This is a genomic window from Flavobacterium sp., assembly GCF_028712645.1.
In the GTDB taxonomy this organism is placed as follows: domain Bacteria; phylum Bacteroidota; class Bacteroidia; order Flavobacteriales; family Flavobacteriaceae; genus Flavobacterium.
The window spans coordinates 1-2,715 of the sequence record NZ_JAQTPQ010000370.1; the positions used below are offsets into that span (position 1 = coordinate 1).

The window sequence follows — 2,715 nt, forward strand, 5'->3', positions numbered from 1 at the left end:
AATAGGTCGTGGATATAGAAATAAACAAAATTTTAGAACAGCCATTCTATTTTTTCATGGAAACCTTGACGGCTATTCACACAAAACCCAGTAGAACCTAAAAAAGGAATTATAAATACAATTACTAAAATACTTAAAAATTTTCTCATATTATTATTTTTATAAAAAATTGTAAGTTTATGTTTTTGATGCTTGCGACAAGCAAATTTAATGAAATATTTTCAAGAAAATTCCTAAATCTTCTTATTCTTCTCCTCTATCCAACGTGACATATATTTAGTACTCGTCAAAGTATGATGTTGCAGCATTGTTCCCATAAAATTATGCAATCTATGTGGTTTTAAATTGGTTTGTACTTTTAAAATATGCTGCATAAAATCTTTTTCAAATAAAGATTTTAAATAACGTCTTGCTATAATTTCAAAACCATTTTCTTGGGTTTTTAGCCAAAGGTTACTGTCTTGATATAATTCTATCGCTTTATCTGCAAAAACTTGAGGGTCATCAGTAATAAAGCCATTCCAAGGCAAATCGCCACACATAGATTCAGCCCCAATAGTTGTCGTTACGCTTGGCGTTCCACATTGCATTGCTTCAACCAATTTCCCTTTTATTCCAGCACCAAAACGCAGAGGAGCTAAAACCACTCGGGCATTTCGCGCCACTTCTTGAGCGTCATTAGCACGACCCATAATATGAAAACCTTCTTTTGGTTTGTGCAATTGCAGTACTTTTTGCGAAGGATAAGCACCATAAATTTGCAAAACCGCTTCGGGCATTTGCTTTCTGATAAGTGGCCAAATAGTTTCTTTTAAATGTTGGACTGCATTCCAATTTGGTTCGTGGAGGAAATTTCCAATGAAAACAAAGTGCTGCCGCTCTTCAAAAGTAGGCAAATTTTGGATAAAGGAATAGTCAATTGGCTCCAACAACAAAGGCAAATAATACAATAAATTTGCCTCTATTTTGAAAACAGATTGCAGCAATTCCATTTCATATTCAGAAATCATAAACGAAATATCACAACGTAAAATACTGGCTATTTCTCTTTTGGCAACATCTTCAACCAATAAGTCGTCGGTAGTGAATTTTCGGTTTTCCTTGAATGCTTTTTGGCGTGCCAAACGCAAACAATGTAAATCTTCAGTATCTAATATTCGTAACGCATCTGGGCAATTTTCAGCAATGCGCCAGCCAAATTGTTCTTCGATCATAAAACGGTCGAACAAAACGATTGTAGGATTCAATTCTTTAACAAAAACGTCGAAACTAGAACAATTTAATGCAATAGATTTCTTAGTGACCGTCAACGATTCAAGGTCAATCATATAATCACTATCCGAAGCGGAACTAGCAAAAGTAACATCGAAACCTTGCTCTTTGAAAATGGAAATTAATTGCACCATTCTTCCTCCTGCGGCAGAAGAATTAGGTTCAGGCCAAACAAATCCAAGAATTAAAACACGTTGATTTGGAATCATAAAACTACTTTAATAAGATGCAAAATAAGGAAAATAAACCGCAAATCAATCCATACAACAACAAATAAAAGCTGTATTTTTACAATTCAATTCCCATAAATACAGAAAAATGTTAGGATTAAAATTAGCCACCGACCCAAAATGGGTAAATATCGTTGAATCAAATATTGAAGAAATATTGACTGATCACGCTTGGTGCGAACAAAAAGCAGCAACAAATATCATTACCATCATCACTTATAATTCGGAACACGTCGATTTAGTGACTGATTTATTAGAAATTGCCAAAGAAGAAATTGAGCATTTTCAAAGAGTTCACAACATTATAAAGGAACGAGGATTAATTTTAGGAAGAGAAAGAAAGGACCATTATGTGAATGAACTTTTCAAGTTTTTGAAAAAAGATGGAAGTCGAAACGACGCCTTTGTCGACAGATTACTTTTCTCTGCAATGATTGAAGCTAGAAGCTGCGAGCGTTTTAAAGTATTATCCCAAAATATTGAAGACAAAGAATTGGCTGCATTTTATAAAGAATTAATGATAAGCGAAGCTGGACATTACACTACGTTCTTACGTTTCGCCAGAAAATATTCCGAAAAAGTCGATGTGGACAAACGTTGGCAAGAATGGATAGATTTTGAAGGCGAACTTATCACAAACTACGGAAAAAAAGAAACCGTTCACGGCTAATAAAATAAAATTAAACACATAGAATCATAGAAAAAAGAATGAGATAGACCAATTGCTTCGCCTGTTCGCTATCGCTCGGGTCTTGGTTTCTCATAGCTATGATTAACTTTAATTAAGTGAAACGTCTTTATTTAATTAACAAAAACTATGTTTCTATGCGTTAAAAATCAATAATTTGAATTAGGTTCAACGGCCTATTTTACTTCTAAACAACAATTTTTAAAAATGAAAAAGCAGTTATTATTTCTATTATTGGCATTCAGTATTTGTGCCAATGCCAATGTTCGTTTGCCCAAATTATTTGCCGATGATATGGTTTTGCAAAGAAATAAATTGATTCCGGTTTGGGGTTGGGCTGATGCTAATGAGAAAATCGAAGTCCAATTCAATAAGCAAACAAAAACCACGAAAGCTGACAAAAACGGAAAATGGATTATTCGTTTAGATGCTGAAAATGCGGGCGGACCCTATCTATTATCCATAAAAGGGAAAAATAAAATTGTTGTAAAAAATGTTTTGGTTGGCGAAGTTTGGATTTGTAGC

Annotated in this window: 2 protein-coding genes and 1 pseudogene; 2 read left to right on the top strand and 1 reads right to left on the bottom strand. The window is 33.8% G+C overall.

The features are described from left to right. Positions 1-233: 233 nt before the first annotated feature. Positions 234-1,481, bottom strand: coding sequence for a glycosyltransferase (locus tag PHC28_RS17970; protein WP_300103754.1), 1,248 nt, complete (start codon positions 1,479-1,481; stop codon positions 234-236). A 109-nt stretch (positions 1,482-1,590) separates the two neighbouring features. Here PHC28_RS17970 and PHC28_RS17975 point away from each other — a divergent pair, with 109 nt between their 5' ends. Both PHC28_RS17975 and PHC28_RS17980 read left to right on the top strand, forming a co-directional pair. Continuing rightward, positions 1,591-2,172: a tRNA-(ms[2]io[6]A)-hydroxylase gene (locus PHC28_RS17975; RefSeq protein ID WP_300103756.1), complete on the top strand. Its 582-nt coding sequence runs from the start codon at positions 1,591-1,593 to the stop codon at positions 2,170-2,172. A 225-nt stretch (positions 2,173-2,397) separates the two neighbouring features. Beyond that, positions 2,398-2,715, top strand: a pseudogene (locus tag PHC28_RS17980) (hypothetical protein); the annotation flags it as partial.